General features: G+C 65.6%; 14 protein-coding genes. 5 read left to right on the plus strand and 9 right to left on the minus strand.

Annotated elements, in window-relative coordinates; genetic code table 11:
* Positions 1-17: 17 nt before the first annotated feature.
* The 4 genes from rsmA to QFZ94_RS28055 form a co-directional block, all read right to left on the minus strand.
* Positions 18-860 carry a 16S rRNA (adenine(1518)-N(6)/adenine(1519)-N(6))-dimethyltransferase RsmA gene (gene rsmA, locus QFZ94_RS28040; RefSeq protein ID WP_429460908.1) on the minus strand — a complete coding sequence of 281 codons (843 nt, stop codon included), beginning with the start codon at positions 858-860 and terminating at the stop codon, positions 18-20.
* A gap of 109 nt (positions 861-969) precedes the next feature.
* Positions 970-1,980, minus strand: coding sequence for a 4-hydroxythreonine-4-phosphate dehydrogenase PdxA (pdxA, locus tag QFZ94_RS28045; RefSeq protein WP_429460910.1), 1,011 nt, complete (start codon positions 1,978-1,980; stop codon positions 970-972).
* Positions 1,981-1,994: 14 nt separating this feature from the next.
* Entirely contained in the window at positions 1,995-3,359 is a 1,365-nt protein-coding gene (locus tag QFZ94_RS28050) for a peptidylprolyl isomerase (protein ID WP_368584495.1), read from the minus strand.
* Between the two features lie 65 nt (positions 3,360-3,424).
* A complete protein-coding gene (locus QFZ94_RS28055; protein ID WP_429460913.1) occupies positions 3,425-5,797 on the minus strand; it encodes an LPS-assembly protein LptD in 2,373 nt (790 codons plus the stop codon).
* Between the two features lie 223 nt (positions 5,798-6,020).
* On the opposite strand from QFZ94_RS28055, the gene QFZ94_RS28060 reads away from it, so the two are divergent.
* Both QFZ94_RS28060 and murU read left to right on the plus strand, forming a co-directional pair.
* A complete protein-coding gene (locus tag QFZ94_RS28060; RefSeq protein WP_429460915.1) occupies positions 6,021-7,088 on the plus strand; it encodes an aminoglycoside phosphotransferase family protein in 1,068 nt (355 codons plus the stop codon).
* Between the two features lie 3 nt (positions 7,089-7,091).
* Entirely contained in the window at positions 7,092-7,805 is a 714-nt protein-coding gene (gene murU / locus QFZ94_RS28065; RefSeq protein ID WP_429460917.1) for an N-acetylmuramate alpha-1-phosphate uridylyltransferase MurU, read from the plus strand.
* Positions 7,806-7,808: 3 nt separating this feature from the next.
* Here murU and QFZ94_RS28070 read toward each other — a convergent pair whose 3' ends face one another.
* The gene (locus tag QFZ94_RS28070) at positions 7,809-9,707 is read right to left on the minus strand and encodes an ABCB family ABC transporter ATP-binding protein/permease (protein ID WP_429460919.1); all 1,899 of its coding nucleotides are present in this window, start codon (positions 9,705-9,707) and stop codon (positions 7,809-7,811) included.
* Positions 9,708-9,912: 205 nt separating this feature from the next.
* On the opposite strand from QFZ94_RS28070, the gene QFZ94_RS28075 reads away from it, so the two are divergent.
* Together QFZ94_RS28075 and QFZ94_RS28080 are read left to right on the plus strand one after the other, a co-directional pair.
* Positions 9,913-10,308: an acyl-CoA thioesterase gene (locus tag QFZ94_RS28075; RefSeq protein ID WP_013088392.1), complete on the plus strand. Its 396-nt coding sequence runs from the start codon at positions 9,913-9,915 to the stop codon at positions 10,306-10,308.
* A gap of 122 nt (positions 10,309-10,430) precedes the next feature.
* Positions 10,431-11,042, plus strand: a complete 612-nt coding sequence (locus QFZ94_RS28080) for a glutathione S-transferase family protein (protein WP_368584490.1) — start codon at positions 10,431-10,433, stop codon at positions 11,040-11,042.
* 63 nt (positions 11,043-11,105) lie between these two features.
* Here the strand turns inward: QFZ94_RS28080 and QFZ94_RS28085 are convergent, their stop codons facing one another.
* Both QFZ94_RS28085 and QFZ94_RS28090 read right to left on the minus strand, forming a co-directional pair.
* Positions 11,106-14,273, minus strand: a complete 3,168-nt coding sequence (locus QFZ94_RS28085; protein WP_429460922.1) for a sensor domain-containing protein — start codon at positions 14,271-14,273, stop codon at positions 11,106-11,108.
* 222 nt (positions 14,274-14,495) lie between these two features.
* The gene (locus QFZ94_RS28090; protein WP_013088389.1) at positions 14,496-14,972 is read right to left on the minus strand and encodes a nitrate reductase associated protein; all 477 of its coding nucleotides are present in this window, start codon (positions 14,970-14,972) and stop codon (positions 14,496-14,498) included.
* A 158-nt stretch (positions 14,973-15,130) separates the two neighbouring features.
* Here QFZ94_RS28090 and fdhD point away from each other — a divergent pair, with 158 nt between their 5' ends.
* Positions 15,131-16,015 (plus strand): formate dehydrogenase accessory sulfurtransferase FdhD, encoded by an 885-nt coding sequence (fdhD, locus tag QFZ94_RS28095; protein ID WP_429460924.1) that lies wholly within the window; start codon positions 15,131-15,133, stop codon positions 16,013-16,015.
* A 68-nt stretch (positions 16,016-16,083) separates the two neighbouring features.
* On the opposite strand, the gene QFZ94_RS28100 is transcribed toward fdhD, so the two are convergent.
* Together QFZ94_RS28100 and QFZ94_RS28105 are read right to left on the minus strand one after the other, a co-directional pair.
* Positions 16,084-16,854 (minus strand): enoyl-CoA hydratase, encoded by a 771-nt coding sequence (locus QFZ94_RS28100; RefSeq protein ID WP_429460926.1) that lies wholly within the window; start codon positions 16,852-16,854, stop codon positions 16,084-16,086.
* A gap of 117 nt (positions 16,855-16,971) precedes the next feature.
* Positions 16,972-18,171: an acetyl-CoA C-acyltransferase gene (locus QFZ94_RS28105; protein ID WP_368584486.1), complete on the minus strand. Its 1,200-nt coding sequence runs from the start codon at positions 18,169-18,171 to the stop codon at positions 16,972-16,974.
* Between the last annotated feature and the right edge of the window lie 7 nt (positions 18,172-18,178).

Below are 18,178 nucleotides of genomic sequence, written 5' to 3' on the forward strand. Positions count from 1 at the left end.
GTCGTCAAACGTTGAGGCTATTCCGGCGCCGCGGCCGAGCGCGCCGCCACCGCCTGCGCCACGCTCACGTATTCGGCAACCGGCACGTCCTCCGCGCGGCGTTGCAGATCGAAGCCGAGTGCATCGAAATCGACGGTATCGCGCAGCGCGGCAAGCGTGTTGCGCAGCATCTTGCGACGCTGCGAGAACGCCGCCGTCACTACGTCGCCGAGCACGTTTTCATCGACTACCGGCATTTCGTGCCGCTCGTACGGGATCATCCGCACGATCGCCGAATCGACCTTCGGCGGCGGCTGGAATGACTCGGGCGGCACGTCGAGCTGCTTGTCGATCACGTAGCGGTATTGCAGCATCACCGACAGGCGACTGAACGCCTTCGTGCCCGGTTCCGCGACCATCCGCTCGACCACCTCGTTCTGCAGCATGAAGTGCTGATCGATCACGCGATCCGCGAAGGTCGCCAGATGAAACAGCAGCGGGCTCGAAATGTTGTACGGCAGATTACCGACGATGCGCAGCGACGCCTTCTCGCCCGGTGCCGCGAGCGATCCAAAGTCGAACTCGAGCGCGTCGCCCGAGTGCAGTTCGAGCAGGTCGCCGAACTTCGTCTTCAGACGGCCGATCAGATCGCGGTCGAGCTCGACGGCGTGCAGCGGCGACTCGGGCGTCGCGAGCCGCTCGATCAGCGGCTCGGTCAGCGCGCCGAGGCCCGGACCGATCTCGACCATGCGCTCGCCGCGCTGCGGCCGGATCACGTCGACAATCGAATCGATCACGCCCATGTCGACCAGAAAGTTCTGACCGAAACGCTTGCGCGCGAGATGGCCCTGGTGCCGGCCTTGCTGTCTGCTGGTGGACATCGAAGAAACGCTAGAAAGAAAACTGCTTGAGAATGAACGAGGTCACGTATGGAAATACGACGCCACGCGGCGCGTCAAGCGCATCGCAAGCGCTCACGTCGCCCGCGCGTCAGCCCGCGCGACGGTGCTGCGCCATCGAAACAGCCGTCTCGATCGCGGCCATCAGGCTGCCCGCGTCGGCGCGGCCGGTGCCGGCCAGATCGAGCGCAGTGCCGTGGTCGACCGAGGTGCGGATGATCGGCAGGCCGAGCGTCACGTTGATCCCTTCGCCGAACGTCGCGAATTTCAGCACCGGCAGGCCCTGGTCGTGGAACATCGCGAGCACGCAGTCGGCTTCGTCGAGATAACGCGGCTGGAACAGCGTGTCGGCCGGATACGGACCGCGCGCATCGATGCCCTCGCCGTTCACCTGCTGCAACGCCGGCGTGATCACGTCGATTTCCTCGCGGCCCAGGTAGCCGTTTTCGCCCGCGTGCGGATTGAGCCCCGTCACGAGAATACGCGGCGCGGGCAAACCGAAGTGATGACGCAGGTCGTGATCGATGATGCGCAGCGTCGCGACGAGGCTTTCGATCGTCAAGGCCGCCGACACGTCCTTCAATGGCAGATGCGTGGTCGCGAGCGCGACGCGCAGCGGCCGCTTGCCGGTGCCCGCGAGCATCATCACGACGCGCGGCGTATGGGTGCGCTCGGCCAGATATTCGGTGTGGCCGGTGAACGGCACGCCGGCGTCGTTGATCGTGCTTTTTTGCAGCGGCGCGGTGACGATCGCGTCGAACCTGCCGGCCACTGCGCCGTCGATCGCCGCATCGAGCAGATCGAGCACATAGCGGCCGTTCGCGGCGTCGAGCTTGCCTGCCTGTGCAGGCGCGCCGAGCGGGTGAGGTTCGAGCCGCACGCGCGGACCCTGCGCGAGCAGCGCGGCCCAATCGACGCCGACCGCGCGCGCCCGCTCAACGAGCAATTGCGCATCGCCGAGCACGGTGAACTGTGCGTGAGGCCAGTGCGCCGTCGCCCCCGCCAGCGCCTGCGCGGTCAGCTCGGGACCGACGCCGGCGGGCTCGCCGGTTGTGATCGCGATCTGCAGCGGGCGGTGGGTGGGCTCAGCAGCGCTCGTCATGGCATGGGCTCCGGTTACTGCACGTTCGCCGTGGTCGGCTTCACTTCGACGTACGCGGTATCGCGCAACTCGCGCAGCCAGTCGGCGTACGCCTGTTCCGCCTTGCGCTGACCGATGGCCTGACGCGCGAGATCCATCTGCTGCGCAATCGAGCCCTCCGCATCGCGGCGGCCGAGCACCTGAATCAGGTGGTAGCCGTATTCGCTGCGCACCGGCTCGCTGATCTGGCCGTCCTGCAGCGCGTTCATCGCGCGCTCGAACTCGGGCACCGTCTCGCCCGGGCTGATCCAGCCGAGGTCGCCGCCTTGCGACGACGAGCCGTCCTGCGAGTAGGTGTGCGCGAACTTCGCGAAGTCGCCGCCCGCGGCGATCTGATTGCGGATGTCGATCAGCTTCTGGCGTGCCTGCGGTTCGGACTGGCCGTCGCCGACGCGCAGCAGAATGTGGCGCACATGCGTCTGCACGAGCTTCGGCGCATCCGCGCTGCTGCCCTGGCCGGCACGGCGCTCGACCAGACGCACGATTTCGAAGCCGTCGTTGGTGCGGATCAGATCCGGACTGATCTCACCCGGACGCAGTGTGGAGGCCGCCTTCACGAACTCGGGCGGCAGCTTCGACGGTGCGAGGAAGCCGAGATCGCCGCTGTTCTTCGACGCGTCCGGCGCCTGCGAATTGGCCTTCGCGAGCTTGGCGAAATCCGCGCCGCCCTTCGCTTCGGCGAGCAGCCCCTGGGCTTTCTTCTGCGCCGCCTCGATGTCGGTTTCCGGCGCGTTCAGCGGCGCACTCACGAAAATGTGCTGCATGTGCAGGTCGCTCGTCTGGCCGGCGCCCGGGCCGCGCTGGCTGGCGATGTAGTTCGCGACCTCGGCGTCCGTCACCGTGATCTTGCTGTCCACTTCCTTCTCGCGCAGACGCGACAGCGTCAGCTCCGTGCGCGCGTCGTTCGAGAACGTGGCCCAGGGCACGCCTTGCGCCTCGATGCGCGCGCGGTACATTGCGAGCGGCATGTTGTTCGCCTGCGCGAGACGCTCGAGCGTGCGCTGCACCGCTGCGTCGTCGATGTTGATGCCGTCTTCCTTGGCCTTTTGCAGCTGGATGCGCTCGAGCACCATCTGCGTGAGCACCTGCTGGCGCAACTGGTCCGTCGGCGGCACCGGAGCGTTCTGCTGGTTCAGCCGGTGCGCGATCAGACCGACCCGCTCGTCGAGCTCGCGCTGCGTGATGACACCGTTGTTGACCACCGCGGCGATGGTGTCGACCGTCTGGCCGCTATTGCCGCCCAATGCCTGCGCCTGTACCGACGCGACTGGAACGAAGGACGCCGCGGCGACGAGACCCGCCGCGAGTATTGCCAAGCGAAGCTGTTTCATGATTGCCACAGATACTCCAATGATGTCGGGCGCTTCGCCCGTCTTTTCGCAAGCCGTGAATGACCGGGCGACCGTCATTCGTAGTTGGTGAACCGCGACTCCGGCGGTGGCGGTGGCGGCAACGGCGTGTAGCCGGCCACACTGCTGCGGAACGCGGTCATCAGCCCGTTGTCGACGCTCGACAAGCCCTTGAACGTCAACTGCGCCAGAAACCGCGTGCTCGACTGATTCTGTCCCGACGAGTTCAGGCCGTTCGCGTAGCGCTGGATGCCGGCGCCGAGCGTCCAGCAATCCGCGTCGTATTGCAGGCCGACCAGGCCGTCGACGATACGGTGGCCACCGAGGTCATAGTTGAACCGGCCGACACCGTACATCCGGTGCGACAGCGGCCATTGACCCGAAATCAGCACCTGATTGATCGGCTGGTTGTCGAGCGTGGTGTTGGCGCGGGTGTAGCGGTACGCCACGTTGAGGACCTTGCCGGTCTCCGGACTGAACCCGAAGCCGACGCTCGTCTTCGTGAGCTGGTTATTGTCCGCATTATATTGGAACGCCGTTTCCGAAGCGAAACCGGCACCCAGCTTGATCGCCGCACCCGCGATCAGGTCCGAGTGCGTGGCCTGCGCGCTCGTCTGCGAAGGCTGCAACGTGACACGCTGATCGCGGAAATAGTACTGCTGCGCGATCACGAAGCGCGCGCGTTCGTCGCCGGTGGCCGGGTTGATGAAGCGCGTGGTGAGACCAGCGGTCAGGCGGTTCGCGTCGGCGATCCGGTCGTTACCGACGAACGTGTTCGGCGTGAAGATTTCCGCGAGGCCGAAGTCGGACTCGGCGGTATCGAACAGCGGCGCGTTGTTCTGGTTGCGGTACGGCGTATAGACGTAGTACAGCCTCGGCTCCAGCGTCTGGATGAAATCCTGGCCGAACAGGCGCACCGAGCGCTCGAAGGTCAGCCCCGTGTCGAACGTAAAGGTCGGGATCGACTCGGTGAAATTCTTCTGCGGGTTCGGCACCCCGTTCAGATCGGTGCCGATGTTGTTCAGGTTGTACGACGCGAAGTGCCACTGCACCTTCGGCGTGACGAAGTAGCCCGGCCCCACCACCGAATACGACACGTACGGGTTGAACAGCACCCGCTGGCCTTCGGTCAGGTCCGCGGTGGTGATGCGGAAGTTCGTGTAGTCGGCTTCGGCGCCGAAGTCGAAGCCGCCGACGTTGTACTTCGCGTACTTCACGTTCAACTGCGGCTCGCGGCCGTACGGCGCGACCGACTCCTGCAGCGTCTGCCAGTGCTGCTCGCGCGCGAGCACGGACCACGGCCCGTTGTTGTAGGTCACCCCGGCTTCCTGCTGATACAGGAGCTGGAGGCCGTTCATGAACTGGTTGACCGACGACGACAGGTCTTGCGGATAGGTGTTATCCGAGACCTTGTTGTAGTAGATGTAGCCGCCGAAGCCGTTACCGAAATTCTGGTTGTGCTGGATGTACAGCGCGTAGCGGTTGGTCTTCGTCAGGCGATCGTCAGGCAGAAATTCACCGGTGATCGAACCGGAATACGTTGGCGACAGATAGCGGAACGTGCTCTGCAACTGCACACCGCGCTTCGAGATCAGACGCGGCGTGACCGTCAGATCTCGATTCGGCGCGATGTTGAAGTAATACGGCACCGACAGCTCGAAGCCGTTCGACGAGCTGAGCGAGAACGTGGGCGGCAACAGGCCGCTGCGCCGCTCGCCCGACAGCGGGAACGACAACCACGGCGACGCGAACACCGGCACGCCCTGGAAGAACAGCACGCTGTTGTAGGCGACGCCTTCGTCGGCGCCGGTGTCGAAATCGAACTCGCTGCCCTTGATGTACCAGGCCGGATCGTCCGTGCACGCGCACGCGGTGTAGGTGGCCTTCGTGAACACCGAGCGCTCGGCGTCGAGCAGGTCGACGCGCTGCGCGCTGCCCGAGCCGCCCGTCAACGTGAAGCGATACTTCGGCGCGGTCATGAAGCCTTCGGTCGAATCGACGCGCAGATGCGCTTCGGGCCCGATGAAGGTATTGCCGGTATTGATCACGTGGACATTGCCGTACGCATCGGCCATGTCCGTGTCCTGGTCGTAGTGCAGGCCATCGGCCTTGATCACGGACGTGTTGTGGCGCACTTCGGCCGAGCCCTTGGCGGCCAGATCCTGGTCGACCGTGCCGCTCGCATGGTCGCCGAGCACGAAGGTGGCCGGCCGCTGGCCCGTTTGCAACGGATGATCCTCGAGCTGTGGCGCGAGCTGCATGCCCCACGGCGGGTAGACCGCTTGCGGTTGCGCAGCTTCCCCCACCAGCTGGGCGTGCGCAAGCGCGGGCATCAGGCCCGGAACGGCGACAAGCGCCGCGACGAGCCGCCTTTTGCGCGGCACTACTGCACAGGAAGGAGTGGTATCGGAAAGCTGTCTGGGCGGCATGTATCGTTTGGCGAGTCGACCCGTGTGCAAGCTTCCGTCGTCACGATCCACCGCCTGCACACCGCGACCGTGAGAGTCGGCTGCACGTCTGGATCCCAATTTGCCGAGTGATGAGGCGGGCGGTAAAACGGAGCACGCGAAAGCTGGCGTGTGAGTCGCGTCAAAAAAGTCGTGGGGTATTATATGGCAAGACGTTGTCCCCAAGAATTTGCCGCCGCTTTTCATGACGCTGCCTTCCACCCAAGACTTCACCGACACCCGCCTCTCCCTGCTCAAGGCTTGGCTGCAAGGCCACGCCGCACGCCATGCGCTGGAGCTCGACACGATCGTTCCGGCCTCGTCCGACGCCAGTTTCCGCCGCTATTTCCGGCTCGCCGGTAAGGCGCCGCAAGGCAACGGCGTGGCCACGCTGATCGCCGTCGACGCGCCGCCGCCCGAAAAATGCCGCGAATTCGCGCAGATCGCGCAATTGCTCGACGCGGCCGGCGTGCACGTGCCGCGCGTGCTCGAGGTCGACTTCGACGCGGGCTTCATGCTCGTCACCGATCTCGGCACCGCGCCGTACCTCGGCGCGCTGATCGACGCGCAGGCCGCGGGTGATACCCGCGCGGCCCGCACGCTGATACGCGACGCGCTCGACGCTCTGATCCGCTGGCAGCTCAGCTCGCGCGCAGACGTGCTGCCGCCGTTCGACGAAGCGTTCCTGCATCGCGAAATGGAGCTGATGCCCGAGTGGTTCATCGGCCGGCACCTTGGCCGCGAGGTCGATGCCGCAACGCGCGCGCAGCTCGATCGCACGTTCGCGCTGCTGATCGCGAGCGCGCGCGCGCAGCCGCAAAGCTTCATGCTGCGCGATTTCATGCCGCGCAATCTGATGATCACCGAGCCGAACCCCGGCGTGATCGACTTCCAGGACGCGGTGTACGGGCCGATCACGTACGACGTCGTGTCGCTGCTGCGCGATGCGTTCCTCAGCTGGGACGAGGAGTTCGAGCTCGACTGCTTCGTGTACTACTGGGAGCGCGCGAAAAAAGCCGGCCTGCCGGTCGATGCCGATTTTGGCGAGTTCTATCGCCAGCTCGAATGGATGGGGCTGCAGCGGCACATCAAGGTGCTCGGCCTGTTCTGCCGCATCAACTACCGCGACGGCAAGGCGCATTACATGAAAGACCTGCCGCGCTTCATCGGCTATGCGCGCAAGGTGGCCGAGCGTTACGCGCCGCTGCGCGGGTTCGCGAAACTGCTCGACGACCTCGAAGGCCGCGCCCAGGAAATCGGCTACACCTTCTGACCGATGACGACGTCCGTGAATAAAGCGATGATTTTCGCCGCGGGCCGCGGCGAGCGCATGCGTCCGTTGACCGACGCGTGCCCGAAGCCCTTGCTCGAAGTGGGCGGCAAGCCGCTGATCGTGTGGCAGATCGAACGGCTCGCGCGGGCCGGCATCCGTAGCATCGTGATCAATCATGCGTGGCTCGGCGCGCAGCTCGAAGCCGCGCTCGGCGACGGTTCGCGCTGGCAGGTCGAATTGCGCTACTCGCCCGAGCACGAGGCGCTGGAGACCGCGGGCGGCATCGCGCAGGCGCTCCCGCTACTGACCGACGACGGCGCGGATCACGTGTTCGTCGCGGTGGCCGGCGACGTCTACACCGATTACGACTACGCCGCACTGCACGCGCACGCCGGCGCGCTGCAGGCGCTGCCCGAGCCCGGCATGCATCTGGTAATGGTGCCGAATCCGCCGTTTCACCCGAACGGCGACTTCGGCCTCGTCGACGGCGTGCTGTCGCTCGACACGCAGCCGCGCCTCACGTTCGGCAGTTTCGGGCTGTACGACACGCGCATGTTCCGCGATCTGCCGCGGGGCACACGGCGCGCGCTGAGCCCGTATTATCGCGAGACGATCGCGCGTGGGCTCGCGAGCGGCGAGCTGTACGAAGGCGTGTGGGAGAACGTCGGCACGCAGGCGCAGCTGGAAGCGCTCGATCGGCTGTTGCGCTCGCGCTGAGCTTTACTTCGCCGCGCTCTCGCCCGCGCCGACCGCTTCCGCCCTTTCCACCGCGTCCGTGGTCTGCGCGGCGCGCTGCTGCAACGCCCACATCTGCGCGAACAGGCCGTTCGCGCGCAATAGCTCGGCGTGCGTGCCGCGCTCGACGATGCGCCCCTTGTCCATCACGATGATCTGCTGCGCGTGCACGACCGTCGATAACCGGTGCGCGATGATCAGCGTCGTGCGTTCGCGCGCGATCAGGTCGAGTTCGTGCTGGATCGCGCGCTCCGAGCGTGAATCCAGTGCGGACGTCGCTTCGTCGAACAGCAGGATCGGCGGATTCTTCAGGATGGTCCGCGCGATCGCGACGCGCTGCTTTTCGCCGCCGGACAGCTTGAGCCCGCGCTCGCCGACCGGCGTGTCGTAGCCCTTCGGCAGACTCTCGATGAACTCGTGGATGTGCGCGGCGCGCGCCGCCGCGATCACTTCGTCGCGCGTCGCCGACGGCCGCCCGTACGCGATGTTGTAGTAGATCGAGTCGTTAAATAGCACCGTGTCCTGCGGCACGATGCCGATCGACGCGCGCAACGAATCCTGCGTGACGTCGCGAATGTCCTGCCCGTCGATCCGGATCGCGCCGCCCGTCGCGCGGTCGAGATCGTAGAAGCGGAACAGGAGCCGCGCGAGCGTCGACTTGCCCGAGCCGCTGTGGCCGACCACCGCGGTCGTCGTGCCGGCCGCGATGGTAAAGCTCACGTCGTGCAGAATCGGTCGCGAAGACTCGTACGCGAAGCTCACGTTGTCGAAACGCACCTGCGCGCCGCTGACCTGCAAGGCCACCGCATTGGGCGCATCGGGCACTTCCTGCGGCGCGCCGAGCAGCGTGAACATGCGGTCCATGTCGGTCAGGCTTTGCTTCAGCTCACGATAGACCACGCCGAGAAAATTCAGCGGGATATACAGCTGCAGCATGAACGTGTTGATCAGCACCAGGTCGCCGAGCGTCAGGCGCCCGGCCATCACGCCCTGGGTCGCGCGCCACAGGATGAACACGAGCCCCGTGCCGATGATCGCCTGCTGTCCGAAGTTCAGCGCCGACAGCGAACGCTGCGACTTGATCGCCGCCGCGCGATAGCGCTTCAGGTTTTCGTCGTAGCGGCTCGCCTCCCACTCCTCGTTGCCGAAGTACTTGACGGTCTCGTAGTTGAGCAGCGAGTCGATCGCGCGCGAATTCGCCTTCGAATCGAGCTCGTTCATCGTGCGGCGAAAGTGAGTGCGCCACTCGGTGACCTTCACCGTGAACGCGATGTAGGCCGCGAGCGCGATGAACGTGACGATCGCGTAATAGGCCTCGTACTTGACGACGAAAAAGCCGAGAACGAGCCCCACTTCGACGAGCGTCGGCAGGATGCTGTACAGCGAATAGGAAATCAGCTGCGTGATGCCGCGCGTGCCGCGTTCGATATCGCGCGACATGCCGCCCGTCTGCCGCTCCAGATGGAAACGCAGCGACAGCCCGTGCAGATGACGAAACACTTTCAGCGCGAGCTGGCGCACCGCGCTTTCCGTCACTTTCGAAAACAGCATTTCGCGCAGCTCGGTGAAGAACGACGTGGACAGCCGCACCACCGCATACGCGACCACCAGCAAACCGACACCGCCGAGCAGCACGATGCCGGGCGCGTCCTGCGCGCGGCCGAGCGCGGTCAGATGCCGGATCGACGCGAGACTGTCGACGATGTGCTTCATCACGATCGGCACGCCGAGGTTCGCGACCTTCGCGCCGATCAGGCAGCCGAGCGCGATGCCGACTCGCCATTTGTAGGTTGCAAGATATGGCAGCAGCGACAGGATCGTTTGCCAGTCGTTGCGGGGTCCGGTGGAAATCGGCGAAGGTTCTGACGAAGGGGCGCGGCGCATAAATCGTGGAGAGAGTGTGGAACTGCCGGAGTTCGCAGCGGCGCGGCTCGCGCGCCTGGCTGGGCGCTTTCCCGTACAATTCGTGATCCCCCGTATTGTCGCAGAAGCCAGCTGGCGGCGCTTTCCGCAGCCTATGGTCGGGCTGGCCCAGCCGTTGCGTCCGTGCGCGTCAATACACTCGAACACGTTTCCCAAGGATGTCCCGATGACCGATCTTCTTCAACTTCCTTCCAAGCCTTGCGCGCTGCGCGTGATGCCGCAGCCGTCGGACGCGAACATTCACGGCGACGTTTTCGGCGGCTGGATCATGGCGCAGGTCGACATCGCCGGCTCGATTCCGGCAAGCCGTCGTGCGAATGGACGGGTCGCGACGATCGCGGTCAATTCGTTCCTGTTCAAGCAGCCGGTGTTCGTCGGCGACCTGCTGAGCTTTTACGCGGATATCGTGAAGACCGGCAATACGTCGGTGACGGTGTCGGTCGAGGTCTACGCGCAGCGGATGAGCCTGTCGCAGGAAGTCGTCAAGGTCACGGAAGCGATCCTCACCTACGTCGCCACCGATAGCGACCGCCGTCCGCGCGCACTGCCCGTGCTGGACTGAGCCAGCAAGGATGCTTAAGCTAGCGGTTCCCCGCGTCACGCGCCGCGCCACCCGCTAGCCGTTGCAGCCGATCAGCGCACGAGGCCCGGGCGCCCCATAGTCGCTCTTCTAATGGATACGTGATGAAACTGATCGGAATGCTCGACTCGCCGTACGTGCGGCGCGTCGCCATCTGCATGAAGCTGCTCGCGCTCGACTTCGAACACGAGTCGATTTCGGTATTCCGCACCTACGACCAGTTCGCAAAGATCAACCCGGTCGTCAAAGCGCCGACGCTCGTCGCCGACAACGGCGCGGTCGTGATGGATTCGACGGTGATCCTGCAGTATCTGGCGACGCTCGCCGGTCCCACTCCGCTGTTCCCGACTCAAGCCGACGCGGCGTTGCGCGCCGCGCGCCTGACGGGTCTCGCGCTCGCCGCGTGCGAAAAGAGCGTGCAGATCGTCTACGAGCGCAATCTGCGGCCGCAGGAGAAGCAGCATGAACCGTGGGTGGAGCGCGTAAGAGCGCAACTGCTCGCCGCCTATGCCGAACTCGAACGCGAGTTGGGCGAAGGGCCGCTGCCCGACACGCAGCAGCAGTTCAGCGCGGCGGACGTGGCCGTCGCCGTCGCATGGCAGTTCACGCACATGCTGCTGCCGGAGGCGGTCAGCAAGGCCGATCATCCGCGGCTCGAGAAATTTTCCGCGTTCGCGGAAAGCCTGCCGGTATTCAAGGACACGCCAGCGGAGTGACCGGCGTTTGACACGGCCCGCGGCGACACGCGGCGACCCTGGGCGCCGCGGGTCACGCCCCCTTCACGCCGGCTCCAGCTCCGGCACCAACCCGCCATGCAGCAGCTCGGAAATCCCCTCGGTCGATAGCGGCTTCGCGAAATAGAAGCCCTGCATCTCGTCGCACGCGCGTTCTTTCAGGAAGTTGAGTTGTGCGGACGTTTCGACGCCCTCGGCGATCACCTGCAGCTTCAGCGAATGCGCGAGCGCGATGATCGCCGACGTGATCGTCTCGTCGTCGCCCGACACGCCGATATCCGATACGAACGAGCGGTCGATCTTGAGGCGGTCCACCGGGAAACGTTTCAGATAGCTGAGGCTCGAATAGCCGGTGCCGAAGTCGTCTATCGCGAGACCGATGCCGAGCGCGTGCAGCTCGTTGAGCATCAACACCGCTTCTTCCGCGTTGCGCATGATCGTGCTCTCGGTCAGCTCGAGTTCGAGATACTTCGGTTCGAGCCCGGTCTCGGCGAGCACCTGCATCACGAGCTTCGCGATGTCGCGCTGCTGGAACACCCGCGCCGACAGATTCACCGACACGCGCGCGGGCGGCAAGCCCTGATCCTGCCACGCCTTGTTCTGCCGACATGCCTCGCGCAGCACCCACTCCGACAGCGGCCCGATCAGCCCGCTTTCCTCGGCGAGCGGAATGAACGACGACGGCGGCACGAGCCCGGCCTCCGGATCGCGCCAGCGCACCAGCGCCTCGATGCCGACGATCTGGCCGCTGACGATATCGACCTGCGGCTGATAGTGCAGCAGGAACTCGTTGTCGCGCAGCGCGCGGCGCAGGCGCCGTTCGAGATTCAGGCGCGCGCCCGCGCTCGCGTTCATCTCCGGCTGGTAGAACTGGAACGTGTTGCGGCCCATGTCCTTCGCGCGGTACATCGCGACGTCGGCCTTCTTCATCAGCGTTTCGGCGTCCTCGCCGTCTTGCGGGAACAGGCTCGCACCCATGCTGCAGCCGACGTACAGCTCCGTGCCGTCGAGCCACACGGGCTCGGCGATCGACGCGCGCACGCGCTCCATCCACGTGATCAGCGATTGCTCGTCGACGGTGTCGGTCATCACGATCACGAACTCGTCGCCGCCGTGGCGCGCGACCGTGTCGCTAGTGCGCGAGCAGCGCGCGAGCCGCTCGGCGACCACGCCGAGCAGCCGGTCGCCGACGCTATGACCGAGGCTGTCGTTGACGTTCTTGAAGCCGTCGAGATCGAGGAACACGACTGCCACGCCCGTGTGATGCCGCTGCGCGACGACGAGCGCATGTTCGAGCCGGTCGCGCAGCAGGTTGCGGTTCGGCAGCCGCGTGAGGCCGTCGTAGTTGGCCTGGTATTCGAGTTGTTCCTGATAGCGGATCAGCTCGGTGACGTCGTTGATCACGCCGATATGATGGGTGATCACGCCTTCCGCGTTCGGCACAGGCGCGATGAACAGCTGATTCCAGAACAGCGCGCCGTCCTTACGATAGTTGCGCACCACCGCGCTGACCTCGCGATTCGCCGCGAGCGCCTCGCGGATCAACGCGACGCCTTCCTGATCACGGTCGTCGCGCTGCAGCACGCGGCAGTCGTGACCGATCACCTCATCGAGATCGTAGCCGGTGATGCGCATGAACGCCGGATTCACGTATTCGATCAGATTGCCCGACGGCGACGGCGCGGTAATCAGGATCGCGTTGACACTCGCGTCGAGCGCACGGCTTTGCAGACGCAGCGCGAGATCGGCGCGCTTTTGCTCGGTGATGTCGGTGTACGAGCCGAGCACGCCGATCACCTGGCCGTCGCCGTCGGTGAACGGCAGCTTGCTCGTGACCCTCGTGCGATGCACGCCGTCGATCACGAAGTCGACCTCGAAGTTCATCTTCGGCACCCCGGTGCTCGCGACTTCTCGATCGTGCTCGTTCAGCAGGTCGGCGAACGCGCGCCACGGCAAATCGGTGTCGCTCTTGCCGATCACCTGCTCGGGATACGCGAGCCCCGCGTCGCGCGCGAACGCCATGTTGCAGCCCAGATAGCGCGAGTTCAGATCCTTCCAGAAGATCCGCTGCGGAATGTTGTCGATCACCGCTTCGAGCATCTGATTCGAGCGCAGCGCTTCGGCTTCGGCGTTGATCTGATCGGTCACGTCGTCCGCCAGCACGAACGACGCGTCGCGGCTCATGAAGCTGAGCGCGTGATACGACATGTTGACGCTGACGATCGTACCGTCCTTGCGCCGATGCCGCCAGATGCCTGCCATCGTGTGGCTCTGGCGCAAGTCCGCGCTGCGCGCCAGGTGCCTCTCGAGGCGCGCAACTTCGGAATTCGGGTGAATCGCGCGGATCGTCATACGCAGAAACTCGCTTTCCGTGTAGCCGTATTGCTCGATCGCGGCAGTGTTGACGGCGAGAAAGCGCAGCGTGTCGCGATCGAAGATGTACATCGGCACCCGGTGATCGTCGAACAGGCTGCGAAAACGCTCGTCGTTGCGCGCCAGCGCGCGGGCGCTGCGCAGCTTTTCACGCGCGCTGTTCTCGCGCACGCCGAACGTAAGCATCAGCAGCACGCTGCCGGAGAGCATCGTCACGAGCAGTACGAACATCGCGCGCTGGCTGTCGCTCGCCGATGCCGCGAGCGCGGCTTGCAACGAGCGGTTTTCCTCGCTGCGCAACGTGGCGAGCGCGGCTTCGACACGCTCTAGCGAGGCGGCAAGCTGCGGGTTGGACGGCGCGGAGTCGACGGATGCGTCGGGGGAGGCCGAGATCGGTGCTTCGGTCGATGCGGCGCCCGACGTCACGCTGGCCGCGCCGGGTAAGTCGCTCGCGTGGTTGCGCAGCGTCTCATCTAGATCGTGCTGCAGCGCGTGCCGCGCCGCGCTCAGGCTGGCGAGCGCCGCCGACATGGGCGGCTCGGTCGCGAGCTCGTCGCGCAATGCATCCTCGCGGCTCGCGAGTGTGCTCGTCATCGAAGCGGCCGCGTCCGGCGGGACCGGATCGCCCGATTCCTTCAGGCGGTGCACCGCGGCGAGCGCTTTACCGAGCGCGGCGTGATACGCATCGAGGTTCTGGCGCACGCTGGTCGAGCGCGCGAGGCGCGCATCGGCGTCTCGCTGCCCGCGAATCTGCGTGTACGCGACGAACGCGTTTGCACCGACCGCGACGACCACGACCGCAATATTGATCAGCAGTCGCTTCGACAAAAAAGGATTCATGGGTTCCGAACGTCAATCGTTCCGAGGGCGGGAGAGCGCGCTCGCTACCGGTGCGTCGGGCCGCATCGATGCAAATCTTTTACGCGCCAACCTTTGGATATCGGCAGCGATCGGAAGCGGGTTGAGGGTCGGCGTGAAAAAAATCTGAGGATTGGGGGGAGGTTGCGGAGCGCCCCGCTCCTGGCCGGCCGCGCCTAGCCGGCCGCACCTAGCCGGCCGCGCCTAGCCGGCCGCTCCAAACTCCTTCATCGCCGGGACGAAATCGTGGTTCGCCTCGGGCTTGCGCGACAGCTTCGCGAGCACGTAGCGCTTGAATGGATCGAGCTCCGCCCAGCGCGCGACGCTCGGCGCGGCGAGCCCCGCCAGCCCCGCCTGATGCGCGACGCCGTCGGGCACACTGTCGGTTTGCCGCCAGGCCGGCGACTCCTCCGGCGTGAACCACTCCGGTTCGATGTTCGCGTGCGTGCGCAGCATCTCGAACAGCGCGTGATCGAAGTTCGGTTCGATCTGCGTGTCCTCTTCGACCGGGAAACGCGCGAGCAGCTTGCGGTCTTCGAGCGGCAGTTGCTGCCACTGCGCGAGCGTGATGCGCAGCCCGAAACGGTCGAGATTGAAGCGCACCGACATCGGGATATAAGTGAAATTCTCCGAAGACGCGACTTCGAAGTCGAACAGAAGCGGTGCTTCGTTGAGTCCCATGTCAGTGCTCCTTGTCGGTGGCGGACAGCGTGCGGGCGTCGCTTGAGGTATTTTAGAACCTTATTCGCGCGACGGCGGCCCGCGCGGCGGCGGCCTTGAAGCATACGGCGAGCCGGGCGGGCACTTGAATGCGCGGCATGCTACAGGAGTGAAGCAGCTTGAACGGACAGGAAAACGGACGCGCAACCGAGGCGGCAAACGGGCAGCCCCACGACCTCGACAGCGACGAACAACCCGGCGCGGTGCAACTCGAGGTGCGCCGCCATCGCGGCACGTCGATCGAAACCGCCACCGATCACGTCGGCCAGGAGTGGCCGGTCGCGCTGGTGTTCAACGGCATCTCGCACGCGGTGATGATGTGCACGCCGCGCGATCTCGAAGCGTTCGCGGTCGGCTTCGCGATTTCCGAGGGGATCGTCGAGCGCGGCAGCGATATTCAGGACATCGAGGTCGAACTGCACGGGCATGGCGAACTGCCGCATGCCGAGGTGCGGTTGCAGGTCGTGCAACAGGCGTTCGCCGGTTTGAAGGAAAAGCGCCGCGCGCTCGCCGGGCGCACCGGCTGCGGCGTGTGCGGCATCGAAAGCATCGATCTGCTCGATCTGAAACCGCAGCGTGTAGCGGACACCGGTTTTCTGCAACGGCTCGCGGCCGATGCGATCGCGCGCGCCGCGCGCGCGCTGCCCGAGCACCAGGCGCTCACGCGTTTGACGGGCGGCCTGCACGCGGCCGCGTGGTGTGATGCGCAAGGCGCGATCCGCTATGCGTTCGAGGACGTCGGCCGCCACAACGCGCTCGACAAGCTGATCGGCCAGCTCGTGCTCGATCGCGCCGATACGCGCGACGGTTTCGTGTTTTTGTCGAGCCGCGCGAGCTACGAACTGGTGCGCAAGGCCGCGCGCGTCGACGTGCCGATGGTCGCGACGATCTCGGCGCCGTCGTCGCTCGCGATTGCGATTGCGCGCGAGGCGGGTGTGCGGCTCGTGAGCTTCTGCCGCGAAGGCAGCTACGTCGATTACGACACGTGGCAGCCGCGGGGTTGAGCGATCGAAGCGGCGCAGCGGCGACTCGCGGCTAACCCGCCACGAAGCAGGACTGCGCCGTACGTCCCTCAGTCGAACTGCCGGAAATCCGGCTTGCGCTTCTCGAAGAACGCCTTGAACGCCTCGCGCGCCTCAGGCGCGAGCAGCATCTTGCCGAAGTGCACGAATTCCTCGCTCATCTGCGTCTGCACTTCCTGTTGGCTCGCGCGTTTCATCAGGCTCTTCGTCACGCGCAATGACGACGCCGGCAGCGCTGCCAGCTTCGCAGCCTGCGACGCCGCGAACGCATCGACTTCGCCCGCCGGCAGCACGCGATTCACCAAGCCCATGCGGAGCGCTTCCGCCGCGTCGAACGCCTCGCCGAGCAGCAGTTTTTCCGCCGCCGCCTGATAGCCGGCTACGCGTTGCAGCAGCAAGCTCGACGCCGCCTCCGGGCACAGCCCGAGCTGCGTGAACGGCAGCGAAAAGCTCGCGGTGTCGGCCGCGTAGACCAGATCGCAATGCAGCAGCAGCGTCGTGCCGACGCCAACCGCCGGCCCCGCGACCGCCGCCACGAGCGGCTTCTCCGCCGCGCTGATCGCGCGCAGGAACTGGATCACCGGCGGGTTGCCGCTGACCTGCGGCGTCTTCATGAAGTCTTCGAGATCGTTGCCGGCGCTGAAAATGCCCGCGCTGCCGCGAATCAGGATCGCGCGCACCGACGTGTCGCCCTGCGCTTCTACGAGCGTGTCGGCCATCGTCTGATACATCGCGGCCGTGATCGCGTTTTTCCTGCCGGGCCGGTTGAAGCTGATGGTCAGCACCGCATCGGCGCGCTCGACCAGAATATCCGTCGTCATCCCGCTCATCTCCTTGTGCTCCTGCTGAATGTAAAAACGGTTCGCAAGCCGGGCGGCCTGCGAACCGTTGCACGGTCCTTAGTGGATCACCGAAGGATCCCCCGTTCGATCAGCGGCTCACAGACGCTCGATGATGCCCGCCGCGCCCATGCCGGTACCGACGCACATCGTCACCATGCCGTACTTGTAGTTGCGGCGGCGCAGGCCGTGCACCACGGTCGCCGCACGAATCGCGCCCGTCGCGCCGAGCGGATGGCCCAGTGCGATCGCGCCGCCGAGCGGGTTGATCTTCGACGCATCGAGGCCGAGGTCCTGAATCACCGCGAGCGACTGCGCGGCAAACGCCTCATTAAGCTCGATCCAGTCGAGGTCGTCCTGCTTCAGGCCGGCGGCCTTCAGCGCGGCCGGAATCGCTTCCTTCGGGCCGATGCCCATGATTTCCGGCGGCACGCCGCGCACCGCGAAGCTGACGAAGCGCGCGAGCGGCGTCAGGTTGAACTGCTTGAGGATCTTTTCCGACACGACGATCAGCGCACCCGCGCCGTCCGACGTCTGCGAGCTGTTGCCGGCCGTGACCGAGCCCTTGTTCGCGAACACCGCGCGCAGCTTCGCCAGGCCTTCCATCGACGTGTCCGCGCGCGGACCTTCGTCGAGCTTCACCTCGCGCGTTTTCACGCTGATCTCGCCGGTCGCGAGATCGGGCACGCGGTCGGTGATCGTGTACGCGGCGATTTCGTCGTTGAATTCGCCGGACCGTTGCGCCTCGATCGCGCGGCGGTGTGATTCGACCGAGAACGCGTCCTGCGCTTCGCGGCTGATCTTCCAGCGCTCGGCGACTTTCTCCGCGGTCAGGCCCATGCCGTATGCGATGCCGACGTCTTCGTTGCGATCGAAGATATGCGGCGACAGCGACGGCTTGTTGCCCATCATCGGCACCATGCTCATCGATTCGCAGCCGCCCGCGATCATCGCGTCCGCTTCGCCGACGCGGATGCGGTCCGCGGCCATCGCGAGCGCGGTCAGACCCGACGCGCAGAAGCGGTTCACCGTGACGCCGCCGACCGTGTTCGGCAGACCGGCGAGCAGCGCGCCGATCCGCGCGACGTTCAGGCCCTGCTCCGCTTCCGGAATCGCGCAGCCGACGATCGCGTCTTCGATCACGCCGGTGTCGAGTCCGGGCACCTGAGCGACGGCCGACTTGATCGCGTGAACCAGCAGTTCATCCGGGCGCGTGTTCCTGAACATGCCGCGCGGCGCCTTGCCGATCGGCGTGCGGCTCGCGGCGACGATATATGCGTCTTGCAATTGCTTTGCCATTTCGAGT

The organism is Paraburkholderia sp. JPY465 (assembly GCF_050436725.1).
Taxonomy (GTDB): Bacteria; Pseudomonadota; Gammaproteobacteria; order Burkholderiales; family Burkholderiaceae; genus Paraburkholderia; species Paraburkholderia youngii.